The organism is Caldimonas brevitalea, from assembly GCF_001017435.1.
GTDB lineage: Bacteria > Pseudomonadota > Gammaproteobacteria > Burkholderiales > Burkholderiaceae_C > Caldimonas > Caldimonas brevitalea.
Window position 1 is genome coordinate 3,114,394 of sequence record NZ_CP011371.1, and the last position, 24,762, is coordinate 3,139,155.

Below are 24,762 nucleotides of genomic sequence, written 5' to 3' on the forward strand. Positions count from 1 at the left end.
AGGTTTGTTTGCCACGTATGACGCCCGCCCCCGATGCCCAACTGACCCGTTTGTCGCCCTTGGCGTCCCTGATCTTTGCGAGCCGCTGGCTGCAGCTGCCGCTGTACCTCGGCCTGATCCTGGCCCAACTGGTGTACGTCTATCACTTCTGGGTGGAGCTGGTTCACTTGATCGAGGCCGCATGGGGCAGCCAGGCCGCCCTGGGACAACTGACCGCCAGCATCGGCTACAAGGCCGACGCGGTTCCGCAGGCGCTCAATGAAACCATCATCATGCTGGTGGTGCTGGCGCTGATCGACGTGGTGATGATCTCCAACCTGCTCATCATGGTGATCATCGGCGGCTACGAAACCTTCGTGTCGCGGCTGCGGCTGGAGGGCCATCCCGACCAGCCGGAATGGCTCAGCCACGTGAACGCGTCGGTGCTGAAGGTGAAGCTGGCCACCGCCATCATCGGCATCTCGTCCATCCACCTGCTCAAGACCTTCATCAACGCTGCCAACTACGACCTCAAGGTGCTGATGTGGCAGACGCTGATCCACGTGGCCTTTCTCGCTTCGGCGCTCGCGATCGCGATGACCGACCGCTTGCTGGCGGCGGGGCACGCCGGGCGCTAGCGGCCGTCGGGCCTTCCGGCGCCGTGCCAGGGACGCGTCAGCCCAGCTTCAGCTGGCCGGACTCCCGCACCATGTCCCGGTAGCGGCGCAGCGGCCGTCCCAACAAGGTTTCCAGGCGCTGCACCGAGCCTTCGGCGGGCTTCATGCCGTGCTGTTGGATGGCCGCCATCATCAGCCGCATGTCATAGGCCATCCATCCCGGCGCGAAGTGGGCCCATTGCTGCTCGAAGGACTCGAGGTCGTCGCCAGCGGGGCGGACCTCGCGCTGCAGCGCCTCGCTCCAGAGCGCGGCCACGCTGGCGGCGGTCAGCGCATCCGGCCCGGCCAGGTCCAGTGTCAGCCGGGGCAGCGGGTCGGCGGCCCAGTGCCGGCGCAGCAGTTCGGAGGCGGCGATGTCGGCGATGTCGCGCACGTCGATCATCGCGACACCGGCCGAGCCCAGGGGCATCGGGTACACACCGTGGCCTTCGATGGCGCCCCGCGCCTGCAGGTCGTTCTGCATGAAGTAGGCAGGCCGCAACACGGTGGCCGGCAGCTCGAAGCGCTCGATCATGCGTTCCACGCTGTGCTTGCCGGTGAAGTGAGGGACGTTGCTGTAGAGGTCGGCATGGATCACCGAGAGGTAGACGATGCCCTGGACGCCGGCGTCGCGCGCCAGGTTGAGCATGACCAGCGCCTGTGTGAGTTCGTCGGGCACCACCGCGTTGAGCAGGAACAGGGTGCGGACCGAGGTCAGGGCGCGACGCAACGACGCGACGTCGGTGAGGTCGCCGGGGACGGCCGTGACGCCGGCCGGCAACGCCGCCTTGGCCGGCGTGCGCACCAGCGCTTTGACCTCCGCGCCCTGTTGGGCGAGGCGTTGCACGACGAGGGAACCGACGGTGCCGGTGGCACCGGTGACGAGGATGCTCATGTGGATCTCCTGAGGGGGGTGGGTGTTCAGAGGGAGAAGTCGGCGACGACCTTGCCGCGGTGTGGCGCGGTGCGGTGGCGCTCGATGGCGGCGGGCAGGTCGGTAAAGGGCACGACCTCGGCCACGCGGGCTTGCAGCCGGCCTTGCGCGACGTCGTGCGCCAGGCGCTCCAGCAGCGCGGCATCAGGTTTCATCGTGAACCACAGGCCGCGGCGGCCCGGGGGCGTGCGGCGGAGGATGTCGGGCGACGACGTGGCGACGATGACGCCGGTCGCTGACAAGACTGGCCAGGAGCGGTCCAGCACCTCGCCGCCGACGTAGTCGAGGATCAGGTCGACGGCGGTCGTTTGTTCCTCGAAGCGCTGTGTTTCGTAGTTGATCACGTGATCGGCGCCGAGGTCGCGGACGTAGGCCGCATGCCGGCCGGCGGCGGTGGCAATCACGGTTGCCCCGGCCCGCTTGGCGAATTGCACGGCATAACCGCCCAGGCCACCGGCGGCACCGTGGATGAGGATGCGCTGCCCGGCGCGCACCGGTCCGGCGAGGGTCAAGCTCTGCCAGGCTGCCAGGGCCGCGACCGGGATGGCCGCGGCCGCCACATCGGCGAGTGCGGCAGGCGTCGGGCTGAGGTGCGCTTCGGGCACCGCCACTACGTCGGCATAGGCGCCCAGTCCACCCAGCGGCCCGAACACGCGGTCACCGACCTGGAAGCGAGAGGCGCCCGGGCCGAGCGCCGCGACCGTGCCGGCGAGTTCGATCCCCAACACGGCCGGCAAGGCGAGCGGATAGGCGTCGCGCACGTAGCCTTCGCGGACCTTCCAGTCGAGCCCGTTCAGACCCGCCGCCTGGACGTGCACCAGCACCTGGCCGGGGCCCGCGACGGGGGGCGGCACGGTGGCAACCCGCGCGGCGTCGACGCCGCCGTAGCCTTCGATCATCACAGCGCGTACCGTCTTCATGTCTTGTTCCTTCAAGGGGAGTGGCGATGGAAGGAACGATAAGTCGTTGCGATTGATAAACACAGACGCCAAGAACTGGACGATGCGTCCCAGATTTGGAACACTTCGGCGTATGGACCTCAACGCGCTCGCGGACTTCCACCTGGTGGCGACCCACGGCGGCTTCGGCCGCGCCAGTCGTGCCAGCCACCGCTCCAAGGCCACGCTGTCGAGACGGATCGCCGAGCTTGAAGAGCAACTCGGGGTGCGCCTGATCGAGCGCGGCGTGCGGGGCCTTGAGCTGACCGAGGCCGGGCAATCGCTGCTGAGCCGGACCGAGGGGCCGATGCACGAGGTGGCCGATGCGGTCGCGGCGGCGCGCGAAGGGGCGGCCCGGCCGCGCGGCCGTCTGCGCGTGGCGGCGCCGCTGCTGTTCTCGCAACTCGCGCTGGGGCGGCTGTGCGCGGAGTTTCGGGCTCGCTATCCCGAGGTGGAGGTGGAGGTCGTGGCGGAGGACCGTGTCGTCGACCTCGTGGAAGAGCGCTTCGACCTTGCGATACGCCCGAACCCGCATGCCGACACCGCGCTCGTCGGGCGGTGTTTCGCGCAAGACCGGTTGGTCGCAGCGGCCGCGCCGTCGATTCCCATGCCGACATCCGACGGCGGGACCGTGCCCGTTCCGGCGGCGGTGATGAACCACCGCCAGGGCGAGACCTGGGTCATCGACGGCGGCCGCCTCACGATCGAACCGGTCCCGGTCCTGAGGCTGTCGTCCCTGCTGATGCTCCGGGACGCCGTGATCGCCGGGGCCGGCGTCGCCTTGTTGCCGCAGTCGATCATCTGGCACCAGCTGGCGCGAGGTGAGCTGGTTCAGTGGGGGCGGGTCGACGGCAAGGAGGTCGAGCTGTGGGTGCTGCACACGTCTCGCCGGCTGGCGAGCCCCAAGGTCAGCGCCTTCGTCGAGTTCATTTGTGCACGGTATGCCGACGGCCCGCTGGTGCTGGCCGGATGAGCCGCGCCGAGCGGTTGTGCAATGAAAAAAGCCCCTGCCGGACGGGTGTCCGCAGGGGCTCGTGCTTCGATCTGCCGCCGCTTATTTTTTCGGCAGCTTGATCTCTTTTTCCGACACGATGATCTTGTTGACCAGGCCGTACTCGACCGCCTCTTCGGCACTCAGCCAGAAGTCGCGTTGGGTGTCGGCCGCGATCTTTTCGGCGCTCTGCCCGGTGGCCTCGGCGAAGATCTTGTTCAGCCGCTGTCGCATGCGGATGACTTCCTTCATGTAGATCTCGACGCTGGCCGCCGGCCCCTGCACGCCGCCGGACGGTTCGTGCAGCAGGAAGCGCGTGTTGGGCAGCGTGTAGCGGTCTTCCTTCGGCACCGCGGCATAGATCAACGCGCCGGCGCTGGCGACCCAACCGGAGCCGATCATGATGACGCGCGGGCTGATGAAGCGGATCGCGTCGAAAATCATGTCGCCGGATTCGACGTGGCCGCCCGGCGAACTGATGAACACATAAATCGGGTCTTCGTTGATCGACGCCAATATGTGAAGCTGCTGAACAACTTCTTTGGCCATCTTCTGATCGACGTTACCGGTGATGAAAACCTTGCGAGCGTTGATCGCATATTCCATCAGCTTGGCGCTGATCGCACCTGGCGGTTCGGTATTTTCTTTCTCGTCGTCGTTGTTGTACATGAAAGCTCCAAATCTAGGAATTTGAATCCAAAGCAGACGGGCGTGTCACCTGAACGCTCTGATGATTGCGGCCCGGGCGCGAGGCCCTGGCCGGAGTCGTCTTGGCCGTGCGCAGCGATTATGCTCCAGCGAGCCACCCTGTCCAGCTTCGAGGGCGTTGCGTTCGCAAGCCGCCAGGGCACAGGCCACCGTCCGGCGCGAGCCCGTGTGATCGCGCAAGGACGGCAGGGCCGGCACGCAGGCTGGAGGTGTGCTCAGGCGAGCCCGGCGACCGGCGTCCGCTTGGGCACCGAGCCCATCAAGTACAAGGAAAGCAGGCCGAGCAGCAAGAAGCCGGACGCCAGCGGCACCAGCGTGTTGTCGTACAACTGACCGATGAACGTGCCGATCGATATCGACATCATCGACGACACCATGCCGATGATGGCCGCGGCGATGCCGGCCAAATGGCCCATCGGTTCCATCGCCATGGCGTTGAGATTCCCGAACATGAACCCGAAGCAGAAGAACAGCACGCTGGCGTAGATCAAGAATATCCACAACGGAATCGCCATCACGGCATGCACGCCGAGAAACACGGCGGAGGCCACGACGATCGCCAGCGTGGCGCGGCTGCAGATGTGGTGCATGCCGAACTTCTCGACCACCCTGGAATTGATCAGCGACGCGCTCCCCAGGATCAAGGCAAGCATGCCGAAATAGACCGCAAACATCTTGCCTGTTCCAAACTGGACTTGGAATATCTGTTGCGAGGAGTTCAGGTAACCGATGAACCCGCCGAAGAACAAGCCGATGCAAAAAGTGCAATAGAGGGTGGTGCGGTTGTGCAGCACCTCTTTGAATCCCCGGGCAAAGTCGGCCGGGGTGAACGGGACGCGCTTTTCGGGCGCCAGGGTCTCTTCGAGGCGCAAGAACAGCCACGCCGTCAGCAGCAGGGCGTAGACCATGTAGAGCGTGAAAATCTGCCGCCAGCCGGACACGTTGACGACCAGCTGCCCGAGGCTGGGGGCGATCGCGGGCACCATGAAAAAGATGATCATGATCAGCGACATCACCTTGGCCATTTGCCGGCCGCTGTACTTGTCCCGGACGATCGAGACCGCGCAGACGTAAGGCCCGGCCACGCCGAAGCCCTGTATCACCCGGCCGACCAGCATCTGGGTCAGCGTCTCGGAAAACAAGCACAGCGCGCTGCCGGCAAAGAAAAAGAAAAAGCCGAGGTAGAGGGTGCGCTTGCGGCCAAAGGCGTCCGACAGGGGCCCGAAGATCAGCTGCCCGAAGGCCATGCCGAGAAACAAGGAGCTGATGATGTATTGGGCCTGGTTCTGGGTGGTGAGTTTGAGATCGACGTGCAGCAGCCCAAGCGCCGGCAGCAAGGCATCGATGGACAGCGCGACGATGGACATCAGCAAGGCGAGCAGCGCCACGAATTCGGCTGACGACATGGTCTTGGCGGAGGAGCCGCTACTTGTGTTCATGAGCCAGCAACTTTCTAAGGCTAGGAAAGATGAACGGGAAGAGGCGGTGTTTTCTTCCCGGCACGGTGGATGAAAAACGCCACGGTCATCAGGCGTAGGACTGGAGTTTGTCGATCGAATACAGGTTCTGGCAGGCGCCGGCGATGGTGTTCAGCGAGTGATCCTCGAACAAGATGGTCATGTGGTTCGCGGCTTCGATGTCCACCATGTTGAAGCTTTTCAGTTCGCGTTCCCAATCCTGCCAATAGTTGATGTGGTCGAGAGAGAAGGTATCGTGGGCCGTCGTGAAATACGGGCTCATGGCGCCGTAGAACAAGCCCTGCCGGTTGCGGAAATAGTGGCACTGCGCGGCGTCGGGCTGCGGCAGCGGCCGGATCACGAACTCGTTGAACTGGTAGGCGACCTGCACCGCGATGTTCTGCCGGATGAAGGCCTTGATCCGGTCCGGGCTCATCGCCAGCCCCCTTTGCCTTGCAAGTTCGGCGAGGCGGTCGATAAAGTTTTCGTCCTCCAGCTTAGGGTCGACCTCGTCCTGGTGAATCATCCTGTTCATGATCTGGTTCAGATCGGAGACGCCGGGCGGCCACAGCAGCATGTTGATGACCTGCAAGGCGGCGTTTTTGGTCGGGATGTTCGCCGTCCCGGCCGACTGCTTGAAGGCCGTGTTGTCGGGCGAATCAACCATCACCAGGGAATTGACCCCCTGCTGTTGCAACTGCAGTTGCCGTGTCATCTCGTAGCCGACGATGCCGCCCAGACAGAATCCGCCGATGTCGTAAGGGCCCTGTGGCTGAACCGAGCGCATCGCGTCGATGTAATAGGCGGCCATGGCCTCCACGCCTTTGAGCGGCTCATGCGAGGTCATGAAGCCGCGGGCCTGGAGCGCATAGAAGGGACGTTCGCTGCGGTCCGCGATGGCCTGGTAGGTTTCGACGCTGCCCAGCGCCCCGTGGACCCAGAACACCGGCTGGCCCTGCGTCCTCGCATTCAGCTGGATCAGTTCCGGGTAGGTCTGGCCGAGCCGGACCACATTGCCGCCTGCGAGATGCGGCGCTTCGAGATCGGCCAGGCGGGCGAGCACGTCGCGGGCGGTGTGGTGGGCCTGGACCCACGCTGCCTGGAAGGCCGGATAGCGGCTGCGGATCTGGTGCAGCACCCGGATCAGCAACAGCGAATTGAGGCCGTAGTCCGACAGCGGGCGGTCATGGTCCCATTCCTGCGCCGTCAGGCCCAGCACCGACGCCAGGATGCCCAGAACGGCGGCCGGGCCGTCCTCGGCGTGGGGATCGTCCTGTTGCCCCGTGGCCGGCCCGGCCAGGGTGTGTTCCACCTCGTCGGGCCGGGCATTGGCAGCGGGCAACTCCTGGTCGCGCCCAATCGACACCGGCTTGAACGGGTAGCCGGGAAGGGGGAGCTTGCGCACGCGCCGTCCCTGGCTGACCAAGGCCCAGTTGATGGTGGCGCCCTTGACCCAGTAGTGCGCGATGTCCTCCAGGCGCTGTTCGGCGAGGAACGCAGCCGTTACCGCGTCGCCGATCTTGCCCGAGAAAATCTCGGCCACCTCGGGGCTGGCTTGCGCCGTCGTTCCGACGAAATACCGCGGCGCTTCCCGCGGTTCGCCCGCACCGACCGACGACGATCGGATGAATTCGCGCAGGGCCGCTTCGAGCGCCTGCCGAGTCGGGACCACCGTCGCCCAACGGCACGCCATCGGCTCGCGCCCGACCTGCAGGGTGTGCGCCACGTCGGCCAGCGCCAGATCGGGCTCACCGTCGAGGTAGGCGAGCAGGTGTTCGGCCCGGCTCAGCAGGCTGGGCAAGTCCTTGGCCGACAGCACGATGATCTGCGCCGACACCTCGGCCTCGTGCTGCTGCTGCAACTGCGGGCCGACCGGCAGGTATTCCTCCAGCACGGCATGTGCGTTGACACCTCCGATGCCGTAGCTGTTGATGCTGGCACGGCGCGGCAAGGCCTGGCCGCGCGGGTCCGTCAGCCGATCCCACGGCAGGTTCTCAACCGCCATCTTGAGCCGGCTGTCGGCCACCGAGATGGCCTCGTGGAGCTGGGTGAAGCCGGCGATCGCGGGGATGGTTTGATGGCGCATCGCCAACACCACCTTGATCAGCGCGGCCATGCCCGACACGACCTCGGCGTGGCCGATGCAAGGTTTGAGCGTGCCGATGTAGGCGGGGGCATCACCGCCGCCGGCCAGCGGCCGCGGCGCTTCCGACGCCAGGGTCTGCAGGGCCGCCTTGAACGCCCCGATCTCGGCGCTGTCGGCCAGCACCGAGGCCATGCCGTGGGCCTCGATATAAGACACCGTGCGGGGATCGATGCCCGCGCGGCGGTAGGCCTGCTGCATCGCCGTCTTCATGCCGAGGATGTTGGGTGCCGTGAGCGACACGCCTCTTCCGCCGTGCGCGACGGCCGTGCCCTTGACGACGGCATAGACGAAGTCGTGGTCGGCGAGCGCCCGGCGCAAGGGTTTGAGCAGCACCGAGGCGACCCCTTCGCTGCGGACGGTGCCCGCGGCACCCGGCTGGAAGGGCTGGACCCGCCCGTCGGGGCTGAGCATGTTGACCGCTTCCATGCCGGCATAACCGGCCGGCGACAGGACCAAGTTGACGCCGCCGACGATGGCCTGCTCACACTCGCCGAGCCGGATCGATTGCACGGCGCGGTGCAGGGCGACCAGCGACGACGAGCAGGTGGTCTCGCAGAACTCGCTGGGCCCTTGCAGGTTCAGGAGGTAGGAAATGCGGTTGGGAATCATCGACAAGGACGGCGCGGCCAGCAAGGGCGGCCGGTCCTCGCCTGCGGGGGCGGGCGGTGGCTGGTACTCGCTGGGGCTGGTGGCGATGAACACGCCGGTGGGCGCCGCCGCGAGCGTCTTCGGCGTGTAGCCGGCGTCTTCCACGGCATTCCAGACGGACATCAGCAGCAGCCGCTGCTCGGGGCTCATCTGCTCGGCCTCCGAGGGCGCGATGCCGAAGAACAGCGGGTCGAACTCATGCACGCCGTTGAGAAAACCGCCCCACTTGCCGGCGACGCCCGAGGCTCCCGCGTTCGCATGCCGCTTCCAGTCCTGGCGGTGGAGGGGCGGGGCGCCGATGCAGTTGCGCCCTTCGGCGATGACCTGCCAGAACGTCTTCAGGTCCTGTGCCCCGGGGAATTGGGCATGGATGCCGATGATGGCAAAGGCGTTCTCGTCGGCGGCATTGTCTGCGCGCACGGCGGCGGCTCGCGGCGCCTCCTCGGCGACCGTCGGCTGCGGCGCGCTCGTGCGCGCTGGGGTCGTGGCAGGTGACGGGGCGGCCTGCGTCTCGGGCAGCGCGTGCAGCGGCACCTCGGGCGACGGCCGTGTCTCGGCGAGCCGGGGATGCTGCAAGGTGATGAAGTCGCAGAGCTGTTTCAGAGAGCCGTGCTCGAACATCACGGTGATGTCGAGGTCGATGTCCAGCGTCTGGTTGATCAGCCGCGTGACGTTGACGGCGATGATGGAATCGAGGCCGTAGCTGGAGAACGGCTCCTCCGGGTCGATGCGGGCGGCGTCGATGCGCAGCGCGTCGGCCAGGACCCGGACCAGGGTCTTGTGGAGCGAAACGGCTGCCGAGGGCAGGGCGGCGGCAGCGCTCGACCTCGGTGCCTCTGCAGCGGCACGGGGCGCCGCCAGCGCCGGATGCTGCCGCAGGATGTGTTCGAGCAGTGCGTCGACCGTGTTGTGCTCGAACATGACGGTGATCTCGAGGTCGACGCCCAGGGCCTGGTTGATGGAGCGGGTGAGGTTCACCGCGATGATCGAATCCAGACCGTAGCTCGAGAAGGGCTCGTCGCTGCGCAAACGGTGTTTGTCGATGCGCAAGGCCGTCGCCAGTTGCTCCAGCAGCAATGTCTCGACCTGCCGGCCGTTTGCATCCGCCGGGGGCGTGGCGGCGGCGGGTGACGCCGCAGGCGCCGGCGCGGCAGCGGGGCTGGCGGCAGAGCGGACGACACCGTCGCTTTCGGCCAGGATGATCTGCTGGCCGAGGTCCATCGCGTCGGGGCAGGGAAAGCTCACGCCGCGGAAACCCTCCGCTTCGAGCACGTGCTGCCAGGTTTGCGGCAGCAAGCCGGGGCTGCCGGGGATGCGCAGCTCGGCGTCCTCGTACAGCCACCAGCCCTCCAGCAAGCCGAACGTCAGGTGGTTGAACAGGCTGTGGGTCGTGAGTTCATTCAGAAAGATCAAGCCGTTGGGCTTCAGCAAACCTTTGGCCTGGCGCAAGGTGTGGCGGATGTTGCGGGTGGCGTGCAGGACGTTGGCGGCGACCACCAGGTCGAAGCCGCCCACCTCGAAGCCTTGGGCCGGCAGCGGTGTCTCGATGTTCAGGAGGCGGTAGGTGAGGAACGGGTTGGCAGGCCCGTAAGACCGCTCGGCATGGCTGAGGAAGGCTTTCGACAAGTCGGTGTAGCAGTACTCCTGAATGGCAGGGTGGAGCTGCGCCAGTTTGGCGAGCACGACGGCGGTGGTGGCGCCGGTGCCGGCGCCGATCTCGACGATACGCACGGGCGTGGCTGGGGTCTGTCTCGCGCGCTGCTCGACATAGACGGCGACCCGCGTGGCCAAGGCCTGGTTGAAATAGTCCGCCATCGGGTTGTGCTTGTAGATGTTCTCCACCAGCGCCAACGAGGAGTCCGGAAAGATGATCTGGGTCGCGAGCTTCTTGCCGAGCAGCACCGTCGGCAGCTCGCGCAGCGTCTGGTCCAGCAGCACCATTTGCGCCTGGAGGTCCTGGTTGGCCAGCCATTGCGCCTTCTCTTGTTCCCATTGAGGCCAAAGCTGGTCCACCGTGGCCACGGGAGGCGAGGTGAGCGTGATGTCGTCCGCACTGCGCTGCAGGTAACCCTGCTGTTCAAAGATGCGCAGGCTTTCGCGCAGCCAGGGCTCGTACATCGGCAACACGCCCGCCTGTGTCCTCAGCGACGACACCGTGTCATGCGTACGGGCGAACATGCCCAGCGAACACAGGTGGCACCACAGGATGTCGATCAGAAGTTTTTTCATGATGTCTCGTGTTCAGAGGGCCAGGGCATTCAGCGCCTGCATTCTTTCCTTGATGCGCGACAAGTCCTGCGGTGGCGTGTCGACGACGAAGGCCGGGTCGCGCAGCAGATCGAGATGCGAGACCAGCGCGCTGCCCTGCGCGACGGCCTGCTCGCGGCCCACCCGGATGCCCCGTGTGTTCTGTGACGGCGAGAACTTCATCAAGGTCATCTGGGGCAGGCTGGAGCCACACAGCGCCTCGATGCCGGCCATCAACTCTTCGCGGTCGATGAAGTCCATCGTCTTGTTCGCGTCGGCGGTGCTGCGCTTCTGGTCGGCACTGGCGTTGTTGAAGCAATACCCGAGGTTGATCACCTTCACCGCGCACGGGAGGGTCTGCGCGAGGTGCAACGCCAGACTGTCCTTGAAGGTACAGGCCGCGGCATAGTTGCTTTGTCCCATCGCCTTCAGATAGGAGTTGATGGAAGAGATGAACAAGATCAACTCCAGCGGCTCTTGCGCGAATGCCTCCACCAGGCGCGTGCCCACGTCGACCTTGGCCCGCAGCACGTCGAGGAACTGACGTTCGGTCATGCGGTCGAGGCTGGCGCCGTCGAACACCAACGCGGACTGGATCAGGCCGTGCACCGCGCCGAAGCGACGCTGGATCTCGAGGCGGGCCTGTCGTAACGAGGCGGCGTCGGTCGCATCGGCCTGCAGGTAGCAAGGCGGCGGGCCGTCCGCCGACAAGGCCTCGATGTGGCGGTCGATGGCCGCATCGCGCGGCTTGCGGCCGAGCCAGACGACCTGGGCCTGGTAGCGGCGGATCAGGTGAGCGCTGAGGGCCATACCGAGCCCTCCTGCGCCGCCGGCGATCACGTAGACGGCGCCGCGCCGGAACCGGGAGGCCCTCGGTGCCGCTGCGTCGAACGGCAACAGGCGCTGGCTGAACCACTGCCGCTGCCGGTACAGCCAGGTGTTGCCGTCGGGGTCGGGCGGCAGGGTCCGCAACGCTTGCAAGGCGTCGGCGTGGATGGCTGGCAGGTCGGCTGCCCTGATGCGCCAGTTCGGGTATTCCTTCGCCAGCGACCCGACCAGCCCGCTGATGCCCGCGTGGGTGGGGTCACACGGATCGGTGGCATGCGCTGCGTGGGCGGCCTGCGTGATGACGGTCAAGCCCAGCGGGCGGTTGCCGTATCCCGATGCCAGCAACGCTTTCACGACGCGAAACACCGCGAGGGTGCCGTGCGACTGGCCTTCGATGACGTCGTCGGCAGGCCGCGGCGCGGTCACCGGCGTCGGCCCGACCCAGATCAGGTGATCCAGCGGGGCCTCGCCTTGCAGGCGATGCCGGATGTCCTCGAGGTCGCTGGCCGGCGGGATGTCGATGATCCGAGCCGACGGGTAGAGTCCCAGCAATGCCTGCCGGGCGGCAGCCGTGCCGCCGACGACCGCGATGCGGTGGTGGTTCGACGGCCAGGGTTCGGTGCGCGGTGCGGGAGCCGCCTCCCACACGGGCAGCAGTGCCTCCGCGGCGAGCGCGGGCGTGGCGGCGGCCGCCGCCCGTTCAGCGCTCACCGGCCGTGTCGCGGCACCCCGGATCGAGAGGCACACGCGCCCTTGCAGGTCGGCCAGGTCCACATCGATCTTGCGGGGCGCAGTGGGGCTGGACGACGCAGGCGCCGCATAGCGGACCCAGGCCCACATGGCCGACGGACAGGGGGCGTGCACCTGCACGTCCTGCAGCGCGAACAGCAACTGGGCCTTCGGGGCCGGGCCGTCGGCGTCGGACAGGCATCGCAGGCATTGCATCGCGCCATCGACCAGGCTGGGGTGCACCGCATAACCTTCAAGCGTGGTGTCGATGACCGCGGGAAGGCGCAAGGCCGCCAGCACACTGCCAGGACGGGTGTACACCGCCTGAACGCCGCGGAACGCCGGGCCGTACTCGATGCCCATCTCGGCGAACTCGGCATAGAAGCGGTCCATCGCCTGCGCGACGGCACCGGCTCGAAGCTGCGTCAGGTCCAGCGGGGCGGGCGCTGGCGCGGCGGCGGCGATGTCGCCACGGCAGTGGGTCACGCGCTGGCCACTCGGGTCGCCGCCGTCGCTGTACACCTCGAACGTGGTCGGCGCACCGCGGGTGAGGGCCACGCGCACCGACACCGGACCGCCACCGACGGCGATGGGGCGCAACAGGACGACGTTGCGCAGGCGCAGGCCGGCCTGCGCGGCCGAGCCAGCCGATTGCTGCCAGGCCGAGCGTGCCATCTCGAGGTAGACCGCGCCCGGCAGGATCGGGTCACCCTGCACCTGGTGGTCTCGCAAAAAGAACTCCTGGCCTGACAAGGCCAGCTCGAACTCGGCCCGGCCGGCGCTGTCGCCGACCGGGCGCAGGGCCAGCGACGATACGTCGGCGCCCGGCTGGGCCGCAGGGCCGGTGTTGACCAGGAACTTGTCGTCGGCCCAGTGGTATTCGCGTTCGAACGGATAGGTGGGCAGCGGCACCCGGCGGTAGCTGCGATCGCCAAACAGCGCTGTCGGGTCGACGGTCGAGCCGGCGGTGAACAGGCGTGCCCATGCGGCGAGTTGCTGCCGTGGCGTCTCGTCGCGTGCGTCCGGTCGCGTGGACGGGTCTTGTCGGGCGACCGGCTTGCCGGACTTGGGCACCGACACGAACAGCGCCGATGCATCGGCGGGCTGACCGTCGAGCCAGCGCTGCAAGCAGGCGCACAGCGCCGCCGGCGTGTCGGCGACGACGGCGAGCCGATGCGAAAAATGGCGGCGCCCGAGCAGCAAGGTGTAGCTGACGTCCCCGAGGTCGAGCTCGGGATGCTGCTGGCAGTACACCGCGAGTTGCATGGCCTGCTGGCGCAGCTGGCTGGCCGTGCGCGCGGACAGGGCCAGCAGCCGGGGCTGCGTGGGGTGGGGCGGCCGCGGCACGGCGGGCGCCTCTTCGATCACCATGTGGGCATTGGTGCCGCTGGCGCCGAAGGAGCTGATCGCCGCCCGCCGGGGCTGGCCGTCCGGGGTTTCCCAATCACGCAGGTCGGTGTTGACGTAGAAGGGGCTGCCCTCGAGCGCGATGTTGGTGTTGGTCCGGTGGTAGTGCACCAGGGGCGGAATCTGCCGGTGCTTCAACGCCAGCAAGATCTTGATGACCCCGATCACCCCGGCGGCCATCTGTGCATGGCCGATGTTGGCCTTGCTGGAGCCCAGCGCGCAGAACGCCTGCCGGTCGGTGCGGCTGCGGAAGGCACGCGTCAGCGCCTGGAACTCGATCGGGTCGCCCAGCTTGGTGCCGGTGCCGTGGGCTTCGAGCATCTGCAGGCTCTCGCACTCGAGGCCGAAGTCGTCGTAGACCTGCTGTTCCAGCCGCTGCTGCGACACCGCGCTGGGCGCGGTGATGCCGTTGGTCGTGCCGTCCTGGTTGATGCCGGTGGCGCGGATCACGCCGTGGATGTGGTCGCCGTCGGCCACCGCGTCGCGCAGCCGTTTGAGGACCAGCACCCCCGCGCCTTCGGCCGGCACGAAGCCGTCGGCGGCGTCGTCGAACGAGCGGCAGCGCCCGGTCGGTGACAGCATGCCGGCGCGTGTGCCGGCGATGTAGAGCCGCGGTGAACATTGCACGAAGACACCGCCGGCGATCGCCATCTCGGTGTCTTGGTTCCACAACCCCTGGCACGCGAGGTGGAGGGCGACCAGCGAGCTCGAACAGGCCGTGTCGACCGCCAGGGCCGGCCCGTGCAGATTGAGGTAGTAGGAGATGCGCGACGGGATGATCGAGCTCATGTTGCCCCAGAAGGCCTGGGCCGGGTAGGGCGCGGGGCTGTTCAGGTCGAGGTAGTCGCCATTGGTGCAGCCCACGTAAACGCCGCAGCGCCGCTGGTCCATGCTCTCGCCGGCGTAGCCGGCGTCCTCCAGCGCCTTCCATGCCTCTTCGAGAAAGATGCGTTGCTGGGGCTCCATGTAGGCGGCTTCGAGCCCGGAGATGTTGAAGAAAAGGGGATCGAAATGGGCGATGTCGGTGAGGAATCCCCCGGCCGTGCAGGAGGCGCCGTAGCGGCTCAGATCCCAGCGTGTGACCGGCTCGACCAGGTCATGCCCCTCGGCCAGGTGGCGCCAGAATGTCTCGACGTCGTCGGTCTGCGGAAACCGGCCACTCATGCCGATGATCGCGATCGGCTCTTTGCCGGCGCTGGCCTGGGGAACCTCTCGCGGCGCCTCGGCCGGCGCGGCGACAGGCGCTGCAGGTGCTGCTTGCGACGCGTGAAGAAGCTCGCCGTAGGTGGCGACGACGTGCTGAGTCAACCTGTCGACGGTGGGGAAGTCGAACAGGCTGGTGACGTCGAGCTCGATCTTCAACGCCAGGTTCAACTGCTTGACGAGGTTGACGCCGGTCAGCGAGTCGAGGCCATAGTCCGAGAAGGATTCGTCGAAGCGGATCTCGTCCAGTTCGAGTTTCAGGGACGCGGCGAGTTGGTGGACGATCACACGTTCCACGTGCTGGCTGAGGCGCGCCCTGTCATCGTGGTTCGGGCTGGCGGGCACCGCACCCCTGGCGGAGGAGGCGCGTGCCAGCGCCGCGGGCGAGATGGTGGCGGCAGCAGGCTTGCGCTGTACGGCCTCGACGGGGACGGCGGCCGGTTTGCCGTCACTTTGGGCGGCCATGATCTGCAAGCCCAGCGCTTCTGCGCCGGCCGCAGGGAAACATGCCGAGTGGAAGCCGGTCTGCTCCAGCACCGCACGCCAGGTCGAAGCCGACATCGCGGGCCCTCCTGGCAAGCGTCGCTCGCCGTCCTCGTATCGCCACCAACCTTCGAGCAAGCCGAAGGTCAGGTGCATCGTCAGGTCGTTTTCGATGATCTCGTTGATGAGGATCAGGCCGTTCGGGCGCAGCAAGGCCTTGGCATGGGCCAAGGTGCGTCCCATGTGGCGGGTCGCATGCAGCACGTTGGTCGCGATCACCAGGTCGTAGGCGCCCAACTCGAAGCCCTGCGGTCCGGGCGCCTGCTCCACATCGAACACCTTGCAGCGGAGGTAGGGCAGCTCACCGCCGAAGCGACGCTCGGCCTGGATCAGAAAGGCCTTCGACAGATCGGTATAGCAATACTCGGCCACCGAGGTTTCGAGCCCTGCCAGCTGCCGGAACATGTGTTCGCTGGTGCTGCCGGTTCCGGCGCCGATCTCGAGGATGCGGAGGCGGGACTGGGGCGAGCGTTCGAGGCAGCGCCGGAGGAAGGCGAGCCCGGTCGCGGCGGCGACGCCATTGAAATAGTCGGCGACCGGGTTGTGCTTGTAGAGCCCCTCGACCAGGTGGTGCGAGGACTCAGGGAACATCACTTCGGTGGCCGGCACCCGGCCTGTGATGATCTGCGGTATCGCATGAACCATCGCGTCGAGCAGCGGCACCGTGCCGCGGACCTCGGGCGCCTGGCCGAACCGCGCTTGCCACTGCGACCAGGCGTGCCAGGCGTCTTCGGCGGCGCTGGCCATGCCCGGTGCGAGACAGGCGGGGCCGTTCGACAGATACCCGGCCTGGGTGAGGATCGCGAGACTGCGATCCAGCCAGCGGCGGTGCGCCACGCTCAGCTCGACGCCGCGCCCGACGTCGGCCCACGAGACCGCCCGGTCGACCAGCCCGGCCTCGATCAACTGTTTCAGCAACAGCTTGCACAAGACCGCATCCAGCGCGCCTGTGCGTTGCCGATGCGCCTCGAGCAGGCGCGATGTTCCGTCGCGTCCCGCGATGCGCTCGAGGTCGGACGACGCCTCGCGGGCGAGATCGCCGCCGATGTCGACGAGCACATCGCTGTCGAGCGCTCGGGGCGCCGCCGTCGTGGGGCGTCTTGCAGGGCTGTCGGAGGGAGCGTGCGCGATCCAGTAGGCTTTCTGGGCGAAGGGGTAGCCGGGCAGGCTGACGCGCTGTGGCGCAGGACGGGTGCCGGGGTCGCGCGCCCGCCAGTCCACATCGACACCCTGCACCCACAACCTGCCCAGCTTGTGCCATTGCGCCTTGCCCAGCCACTGGCGCGTGAGCAGCTCGACTTCATCCGGATCATCGAACATCGCCACCGCGGCGTCCCGGTGCTGGCGTGTGTTGCCGGTGTAGATGTCCTCGGGAAGAGGCCCGCCCTGCACGTAACAAGCGAGTTTCTGCTCGAGCGACTCGAAGTTGTCCACCGGGAACGCGAGACGGCAGGCCATCGCCTTGCGGCCGACCTGCAGGGTGTGGATCAGGCCGGCCCAGTCGCCGCCTTGCTGGCGGTAGTCCGGCAGGAACGCCAGCAAGGACTCGGCGTAGGCTTTCAGTCGCGACTCGTTCTGCGCCGACAGCACGAACAAGTCGGGGCTCGTGGACGGGATCGGAGCCGCCGCGGCGCGCTGCGGGGGACGGCATTGCTCGAGGATCGCGTGCGCATTCGTCCCGCCGATGCCGAAGGAGCTCAGGGCCACCCGGGGCGGCAAGGCCGCGTCGGCGTCGAGCCGCAGGTTGTCGGTGAGGACATAGAAGGGCGATTGGGCAAAGTCGATCGCCGGGTTGGGGCTGCGGTAGTGCAAGGTGCGAGGCATCTCGCCGTGCCGCAGGCCCAGTGCGAGCTTGATCAAACCGGCCATGCCTGCCGCAGTGTCGAGGTGCCCGATATTGGTTTTCACCGAACCGAGGCCGCAGAACTGCCGTTGGTCCGTATACCGGCGCCAGGCGTCGGTCAAGGCAGCGACTTCGATCGGGTCGCCGAGTGCGGTCCCGGTGCCGTGTGCCTCGACATAGCAGAGGGTGGCCGGGTCGATACCGGTCTTGTCTAGGACCTTCTGGATGACCGCTGTTTGGCCTTGCACGCTGGGGGCGTAGAAGCCGGCCTTTTCCGCGCCGTCGTTGTTGATCGCCACACCCCGGATCACGGCATAGATGGGGTCTCGATCGCGGAGCGCGTCCTGGGCCCGCTTGAGCATCACGACGGCGACACCTTCGCCGCCCACCATGCCGTCGGCCTGCGCGTCGAAGGCGCGGCAATGGCCGCTGCTCGAGAAATTGAGGCCGGGCTGGTGGACGTAACCCAGACTGAGGGCAGGGAAGATGCTGGCCGCGCCGACCAATGCCTGGTCGACCTCTTTGGCCAGCAGGCCCTGGCAGGCGAGATGCAAACCCGTCAGCGAAGACGAACAATTGCTGCTGAGGTAGACGCTGGGTCCTCGCAACCCCAGCTTGTTCGAGATCATGGTCGGAATGCTGCCGCCCTGGGCGAGTATCCACGCCACATACTCGTCGGCGCTCTGCATGATGCGGGTCTGCGTCGTGTTGGACACCAGCTCCTGCCATTGCGCCTGGTAGAAGTTATTGCCGGCCGTCATGAAGACGCTCGTGTCCGGAATGTCGTCGACGTTGTAGCCCGCGTCCTCCACCGCTTTCCAGGCGTTGATCAACAGCAAACGGGCCTGGGGGTCCATGAATTCCGCGTCGCGCGGCGAGATGTTGAAGAAGGCCGGGTCGAATCCCGCCTTGTTGTCGATCGAGGCCTGTTGAGGCACGAAGTCGGGATGGGCGAGCAGGTCTTCGGAGATCCCGAGCGACCGCAGTTCGTCCAGCGGGACGACACGCACGCTGTCTTTGCCCGCGACCAGGTTTTGCCAGAACGCGCGGTGGTCGGCCGCGTCGGGAAACTGACATGACACGCCGACGATGGCGATTGCATCGGGTGCCACCGCGTCCAGCGCCGGCTGGGCGGGCTTGTCAAGCGCAGGCGTGTCGGGCTGCTGGGCGGCCGGTGCTGCTGCCGGCGCGGCGGGTAGCAGGCCTTGAATCAGGCGGCTGATTGTCTCGACCGTCGGGTGCTTGAAGAGTGAGGTGACGCTGATCTCGCAGCCCAACAGGCGGTTGATTTTCTCGACCGCTGCAATCGCGGTGTAGGAGTCACCGCCGAGGTCGAAGAAGCCGTGGCTGCGTTCGACATGGTCGAGGTTCAGGACCTCCATGAAGATGCGGCGCACGTTTTGTTCGACCGTCAGCACCGGGCCGCGGGTGGTCCTCGTCGGCGTGGGGTCGCTCGACATCCTGGCGAGTTGCAAGCGATCGATTTTCCCGTTGGGGGTGTGCGGAAAACGGGCGACACAGGTGAATTCGCCGGGAACCATGTAGTCGGGCAAAGACAGCCGCAGGTGCTCCTGCAGGGCACGCAGTTCCAGCGGCGCCGCGCCCTGCCTCAGCGTGTAATAAGCCGACAGCCTGGCGGCATGGTCGTCGCCTTTCACCAGCACCACGCTGCTCTCGATGTCGCGGTGCGCATCGAGCGTCTTTTCTATTTCGCCCAGCTCGATCCGGAAGCCGCGCACCTTCACCTGGTGGTCGATGCGCCCGATCACATCGACCTCGCCATTCGGTCGCCACCGCGCAAGATCGCCGCTTCTGTAGAGGATCTCGTGCGGGTGGAACGGGCTGGCGATGAATTTCTCTGCCGTCAGTTCCGGCCGGTTGTGGTAGCCGTTCGCGACGCCATCGCCACCGATGAACAGCTCACCCGCCACACCGATGGGCACTGGATTCAGATGGCGGTCGAGGATGTAGACGCGGGTGTTGTGGATCGGCCTTCCGACGGTCACCGGCTGGTGCGCCCGGAGATGCTGCAAGGTCGACCAGATGGTGGTTTCGGTCGGCCCGTACATGTTCCAGACGTCGCAGCGGTGGGCCATGAACAGGTCCTTCAGCTTGTCGGACATCGATTCGCCGCCGCACAGGATCTTCATGCCGGCAGGGGCGTGCCATCCCACGCGGAACAGCATGCTCCAGGTGAGCGGCGTGGCCTGCATCAGCGTCGGCTTCACCTGCTCGATGAGCTGCTTCAAACGCTGCGCGTCCTTGGTGGTGTCGCTGTCGCAAATGATGCAGTGAGCGCCGCTGATCAGCGGGAGGTACAGCTCCAGTCCGGCGATATCGAAGCTGTAGGTCGTGACCGCCAGCAGCCTGTCTTGCGGGCCGAAGGTGAACGTGTGCCGCATCGACAGCAGGAAGTTGGTCAGCGCCCGGTGCGAGATCATCACGCCCTTCGGCTTGCCGGTGCTGCCCGAGGTGTACATCACATAGGCGAGGGCGGCGGGGGAGGGCGTGGCTGCGAGGGCCTCTGCAGGCTCGTCATCCTCCACCACCATCTCCTCGTCGAAGAAGGCAAGGTCGATCTGCCGGGTGCGGATCTCCGGCAGTCGGGAGGTCAGGGCCTGCTGAGCGAGGATCACGCGGCATCCGCTGTCGTCGATCATGTGGGACAGGCGGTCGGGCGGGTAGTCGGGGTCCAGCGGCACATAAGCTGCGCCGGCCTTCACGATGCCCAGCAGGCCCACCAGCATGTCGATCGAGCGTGCCACGCACAGGCCCACCGTCGCACCCGTTGCCACGCCTTTGCGCCGCAGCAGCACGGCGATGCGGGTGCTGGCCACATCGAGCTGCCGATAGCTCAGCGTCTGCGAGCCCTGGGAGACGGCGGGCGCGTCTGGTTGGGCCTGCACTTGTTGGGCAAACAGCGTGTGGAACGGCAGGTCACCCTCCGGCCAGGCGTGCGACGTTTGATTGAAACCGTCCACCAGCGCCTGGTGTTCGTGTGCGCCGAGCAGCGGCAGCTTGTCGAGCCGCTCCGACGGTGAGGCCAGCAGGGCGTGAATCAGGTTGACCAGATGGTCGGCCAGGCTGGAAATGGTCGCGGTCGAATACAGCTCGGGGTGGTATTTGAGATGGAGCACCAGCCCGTCTTCCGGCAACACGTCCAGGCTCAGTTCGTATTCGCCCGCCTGCACGACCTCATCCACCGGCGTGAAGGCAAGACTTGCCGCGACCTCTTGTTGCAGCCTCTGCACCCAGCCCGGGTCGGAGAAGTTCTGATAGTTGTAGCTGACTTGAAAAACAGGCGAACTGACGTTGGCGTCGTGCAGGTTTTGATCGCGCACCTGTTGGGGGTAAGGGTAGGACGCGTGATCGATGGCTTCGATCACTGCCTGCTGCAAACGATGGAGATACGTTTCGGCGCTGTCCTGTCCCTCCAGCTGGGTGCGGATCGGCAGCATGTTGATGAAGTGGCCGATGACACCGTCGAACCGTTCTTGCGGCCGGCCCAGATAGGGCATGCCCACGATCAGGTCACGCTGGCCGGTGTACCGGAACAGCAGCGTCTTGAAGGCCGCCAGCAGGACGACCCCTGGGCTAAGGCCCTGCGCAGCTGCAAAGTGGCGGATCGCCTCGACGAGGTCGGCCGGCAGTTCGCGGCGCAACACCTGGCCCCGGTGGCCGTCGCCGGGTGTCCAGGGTTTGATGAGCGGCATGCCGGTCAGCGGCGTCGGGGACGCCAGGCGCTGCAGCCAGTAGCGGCGGTCGAGCTGCCCCTGCTCGCTGGAGATCCAGTCCCGCTCCCATGCGGCGTAGTCGGCGAAGGTTGCGAGCGGCGGCTCTCCCTGTAGCGGCGTGCCTTGCACCAGCGCGTGGTAGGCGTGCAAGAGCTGCGTCAACAACAGCCGGGACGAGGCACCGTCCAACACGATGTGGTGCGCGACGATCAGGACATAGGTCGCCGAACCGTGGCTGCGCAGCACGGACAACCTGATCAACGGCGCGTCCTCGAGCCGGAAGGGCGTTTCGCACCGCTGCTTCAGACACTGAAACACCTCGTCGTGCGTCGCCCCGGGTATCTCGACTTCTTCGATGTCGAAGGCGGCGGCATCGGTGTAGCTGAAACACGGCTGGCCGTCTTCTTGCGTGACGAAGGCGGTCAGCAGCGGGTGTTGCTGTCTGACATGCAGGAATGCCTGGCGCAGCCGGGCGGTGTCGATGCCCTGCTCGCAGGCGATACAGAGCGGCACGTTGTACGCCTGCATCTCCGGCTCGAGCTTGTACAAGGTCCACAGGCCTTTGGCTCCCTCCGACAAGGGCACCGTGGTTCGGTCGGCTGAAGCCCGTTCCAGTTCACGCACCACGTCGGCGGTCGAGAGCGAGCCTGCTTTATAGGCGCGGCAGAGTTGCTCGAGGTTCATGCCCCCTCCTTGATCGATTTCAGTGTTTGCTGGAGGGTCGCCCGTCCGTGCAGGCAGTCGTCCAGCAAGCGTTGCACACCCTCATCGCGGTAGGCGCGCCACTGCGGGTACAAAACGTCGCGCGTGGGTTCTGTCTGCTGCTGCAGGAGATGGTGGGCCAGCGCTTCACAGGTGCTGTGCTTGAACAACTGACCCGGCTTGAACGGGACCTGAAAGATCGATTCGATCTTCCGCGCCAGCCGGATGTAGCGGATGGAGTCCAGCCCGAGTTGGCTGAACGTGGTGCCGGCCTGCAGTTGCGCGGCGCGCGCGCCGAGTTCGGGCAGCAGAACACGCTGTTTGAGCACCGCGATGACGTTTGCGAGCTCGGTCGTGTCCCGCGACGTCACCGCTTCGACGGGGGCCACCGGCGCTTGCGCCTTGCACCACAAGACCTCGAGAAGGGCGGCTTCGTAGTTCTGCCTGCACGCCTTCCGGCGGACCTTGCGGCTGCCGGTGACCGGCATCGTTCCCGTCGGAATGAACACCAGGTCGTGGATCTCGATCTGGTAGAGCGCCGAGACGCAGGTGACGATCTCGTCGTGCGTGCGTTCATAGAAACGCGCGTCGAGCCCTCTTGGCATCTCTTGCACGACCACCACCCGCATGCCTTCGCCGCCCTCTTGCTCGACGGCGAACACCGCGCAGGCGCCGTGGCAGGCCTGCACGCCGTTTCGAATGGACGTCTCGATGTCGGAGGAATGATGTTTCTTGCCATGGACCACGATCACATCCTTTTCGCGGCCCACCAGGTAAAGCTGTCGGTCGGCGACGAAACCGAGATCGCCGGTGCGCAAGAATCCGCCTTCGCCCGTGTTCGACAGCACCCCGTTGAACGTGACCTCGGTCTGCTCCGCGTTGTTGAAGTACCCCTGTGCGACGACAGGACCCTTCAGCCAGACCTCGCCAACACGGTCGGCAGGGCAAGGCTGGCGCGTTTCCGGGTCCACGATGACGATCCGTGTCCTCGGGTCACATTCGCCGCAGCCGACGATGGCCTTGCCGCCCTCGGCGCTGCTGACCCGACCGGCTTGGAGCGCGTCGCGGTCCAGGGTCATGACGCTGATCGGCTGGCCGGGCGCCTTGAGCGTGACGGGTCCGGCCTCGGAGAGACCGTAGTTGGGCGCCAGCACATCAGGGCTCAGACCGGTGCTGGTGGCAAACCGTGTGACGAACCGGTCATAAGCCTCCTTGTGGATCACGTCACCGCCACACGCCAGGGCCTGTAGCGAACGAAGCGAGAGGCGGGACAGCGCGTCGTCGTCGATCGATTTGCAGCAGTAGTCGAAAACGAAGTTGGGAGCGCCGGTGTGGGTGGCCTGGTATCGGTCGATCAGTTCGAACCAGAGGACGGGGTTGGCGACGAATTGAGCGGGGGGAAAGACGATGCTGGTCGCGCCGTGCGCAAGCGGCGAGAGCAACCCCAGACAGATGCCAAAAGCATGGAACTGGGGCAACCAGGACACGACGCGACTTTGCTCGGACAACCCCCACAAGGGCGATGTGGCGCTGTTCCGGATGGCCTCATGGCTGAGCATGACACCCTTGGGTTGTGCGGTGGAGCCCGAGGTGTAGAGGAGCAGCGCCAGATCGTCGTGGCGGCAGCGGCGAGGTGGCGCAACGGCCGCGGCTCCCGCCGTCAAGTCTTCGATGTTCAGGACTTGGCATCCCCACGGCGCGACCAGCGTGCGGACCGTCTCTTCGAACAAGGTACTGGTCAGCACGAACCGGGCGCCACAGCCGCCCATCACGGCCTGCAGCAACTCGCGCTTCTGGTCGAGTTCGGCGGGGTCGGTGATGGACGTTGGCACGGCAACGGCATTCGCATACCAACACGCGAGCAGGCCGAGCCCATAGTGGAAACCTTGCGGAAACAGCAGCACCACCCGGTCCTGCGCGGCCACATGTGCCGTCAAGGCGCTGCCCGCCGCCGCCAGCTTGCGGGCGAGGGCAGCGCCCGAGATGGCTTGCGTGCCGGCCTCATCGTGATAGATCAACAACTCTTTGTCGGGACGAGCGGCACAGCGCGCCTGGATGGTGGCCAGCAATGGGCTGGGGGTGCCGGGCGACACGGCCGCGGGATCGGCGGGCGCGGCATTCAGGCCGGGGCCGGACCGGGTTCGGGGTGTGTCCGGGTCTTGTTTGATCTTCTCGATCAAGCGGGCCAGCACGCCTCCTTCGCCGACTTCGACAAACTCCTCGACCCCCTGATCCAGCAAATAGGCGATGGTGTCGGTCCACCTGACGGGGTGGGTGATCTGTTTCGCCATCAAGCTCTTGACGTCGTCGCGTTCATAGGGCCGTGCCGTGACATTGGAGATGACGGGCAGGGCCAGCTCTGCCAGGGCCACCCCTTCCAGGAAACCCTCGAACTGCTGTTGCGCCTCGCTCATGGCGGGCGAATGAAAGGCCCCGCTGGTCTTGAGCATGGCGAACAGCTCGACGCCGGGCATCTTGCTGAAGAACGGCTTCAACCTTTCCAGCTCGGCTTTGCTTCCCGACAGGACAAACTGGTGGGGGGTGTTGTGGTTGGCGAGCGTGAGGTCGCGGGCGCAGTATCGCGCTAGCTGGTTGCGAAGCTCCGTTTCGGCCAAGCCGACCACCGCTGCCATCGCGCCGCCGCGGGCCTGCCCCATGAAGTGCGCACGCTGCTGCACGATCTTCAGGCCGGACGCGAAATCGAAGGCGTGTGCCGCCAACAAGGCGTTGTATTCGCCGAGGCTGAAGCCGGCCACGTGGTCCGGGCCGGCCTCGCTCTCGCGGCGCGCGTGCAGGTAGTGCAGCGCGTTGACCACATAGAGGGCCGGCTGCGAGTACTCGGTTTGATCCAGCAGGCCGTCGCGATCCTCCAGGCACAGCTCCTTGATGGAATAGCCCAAAAGGTCGCTGGCGCACTCCACGAGCTCCGGGAACTCGTCGAAGAGGTGCTTCCCCATACCCCTTTTCTGACTGCCTTGCCCCGGGAATACAAACGCACGCATACGCTGTCTCGAAAAGACCGCTCTGGCTCGTGGCCTGCGGGTTGCAGAAGGCCAGCCGAGCATCGGC

The 24,762-nt window shown here is 66.4% G+C and carries 9 protein-coding genes; 2 read left to right on the top strand and 7 right to left on the bottom strand.

From position 1 onward, the window contains the following. Positions 1-17: 17 nt before the first annotated feature. Complete coding sequence (locus AAW51_RS13585; protein ID WP_047195043.1) at positions 18-617, top strand: TIGR00645 family protein; 600 nt, start codon at positions 18-20, stop codon at positions 615-617. 37 nt (positions 618-654) lie between these two features. Here the strand turns inward: AAW51_RS13585 and AAW51_RS13590 are convergent, their stop codons facing one another. Both AAW51_RS13590 and AAW51_RS13595 read right to left on the bottom strand, forming a co-directional pair. Next, positions 655-1,530: an SDR family oxidoreductase gene (locus AAW51_RS13590; protein WP_047195044.1), complete on the bottom strand. Its 876-nt coding sequence runs from the start codon at positions 1,528-1,530 to the stop codon at positions 655-657. 26 nt (positions 1,531-1,556) lie between these two features. Beyond that, positions 1,557-2,489 (bottom strand): NADP-dependent oxidoreductase, encoded by a 933-nt coding sequence (locus tag AAW51_RS13595; protein ID WP_047195045.1) that lies wholly within the window; start codon positions 2,487-2,489, stop codon positions 1,557-1,559. A gap of 112 nt (positions 2,490-2,601) precedes the next feature. Here AAW51_RS13595 and AAW51_RS13600 point away from each other — a divergent pair, with 112 nt between their 5' ends. Next, positions 2,602-3,480 (top strand): LysR family transcriptional regulator, encoded by an 879-nt coding sequence (locus AAW51_RS13600; RefSeq protein ID WP_047195046.1) that lies wholly within the window; start codon positions 2,602-2,604, stop codon positions 3,478-3,480. An 81-nt stretch (positions 3,481-3,561) separates the two neighbouring features. Here AAW51_RS13600 and AAW51_RS13605 read toward each other — a convergent pair whose 3' ends face one another. The 5 genes from AAW51_RS13605 to fabD all read right to left on the bottom strand — a co-directional run bounded on the left by AAW51_RS13605 (position 3,562) and on the right by fabD (position 24,650). Continuing rightward, on the bottom strand, positions 3,562-4,167 hold the full coding sequence (locus tag AAW51_RS13605; RefSeq protein WP_047195047.1) for an ATP-dependent Clp protease proteolytic subunit: 606 nt from the start codon (positions 4,165-4,167) through the stop codon (positions 3,562-3,564). 254 nt (positions 4,168-4,421) lie between these two features. Beyond that, positions 4,422-5,645: a multidrug effflux MFS transporter gene (locus AAW51_RS13610; protein ID WP_047195048.1), complete on the bottom strand. Its 1,224-nt coding sequence runs from the start codon at positions 5,643-5,645 to the stop codon at positions 4,422-4,424. An 88-nt stretch (positions 5,646-5,733) separates the two neighbouring features. After that, complete coding sequence (locus AAW51_RS13615) at positions 5,734-10,686, bottom strand: beta-ketoacyl synthase N-terminal-like domain-containing protein (protein WP_053013545.1); 4,953 nt, start codon at positions 10,684-10,686, stop codon at positions 5,734-5,736. Positions 10,687-10,698: 12 nt separating this feature from the next. After that, positions 10,699-21,675, bottom strand: coding sequence for a non-ribosomal peptide synthetase (locus tag AAW51_RS13620; protein ID WP_047195049.1), 10,977 nt, complete (start codon positions 21,673-21,675; stop codon positions 10,699-10,701). Next, positions 21,672-24,650 (bottom strand): ACP S-malonyltransferase, encoded by a 2,979-nt coding sequence (fabD, locus tag AAW51_RS28130; RefSeq protein WP_053013546.1) that lies wholly within the window; start codon positions 24,648-24,650, stop codon positions 21,672-21,674. Before fabD ends, AAW51_RS13620 begins: the two co-directional genes overlap by 4 nt. Positions 24,651-24,762 lie beyond the last annotated feature (112 nt).

What these genes read in the sequence shown, in the direction of transcription:
- fabD (WP_053013546.1), bottom strand. Translation starts at nt 24,650, where the DNA reads ATGGGGAAGCACCTCTTCGACGAGTTCCCGGAGCTCGTGGAGTGCGCC.
- AAW51_RS13590 (WP_047195044.1), bottom strand. Translation starts at nt 1,530, where the DNA reads ATGAGCATCCTCGTCACCGGTGCCACCGGCACCGTCGGTTCCCTCGTC.
- AAW51_RS13600 (WP_047195046.1), top strand. Translation starts at nt 2,602, where the DNA reads ATGGACCTCAACGCGCTCGCGGACTTCCACCTGGTGGCGACCCACGGC.
- AAW51_RS13585 (WP_047195043.1), top strand. Translation starts at nt 18, where the DNA reads ATGACGCCCGCCCCCGATGCCCAACTGACCCGTTTGTCGCCCTTGGCG.
- AAW51_RS13615 (WP_053013545.1), bottom strand. Translation starts at nt 10,686, where the DNA reads ATGAAAAAACTTCTGATCGACATCCTGTGGTGCCACCTGTGTTCGCTG.
- AAW51_RS13620 (WP_047195049.1), bottom strand. Translation starts at nt 21,675, where the DNA reads ATGAACCTCGAGCAACTCTGCCGCGCCTATAAAGCAGGCTCGCTCTCG.
- AAW51_RS13610 (WP_047195048.1), bottom strand. Translation starts at nt 5,645, where the DNA reads ATGAACACAAGTAGCGGCTCCTCCGCCAAGACCATGTCGTCAGCCGAA.
- AAW51_RS13605 (WP_047195047.1), bottom strand. Translation starts at nt 4,167, where the DNA reads ATGTACAACAACGACGACGAGAAAGAAAATACCGAACCGCCAGGTGCG.
- AAW51_RS13595 (WP_047195045.1), bottom strand. Translation starts at nt 2,489, where the DNA reads ATGAAGACGGTACGCGCTGTGATGATCGAAGGCTACGGCGGCGTCGAC.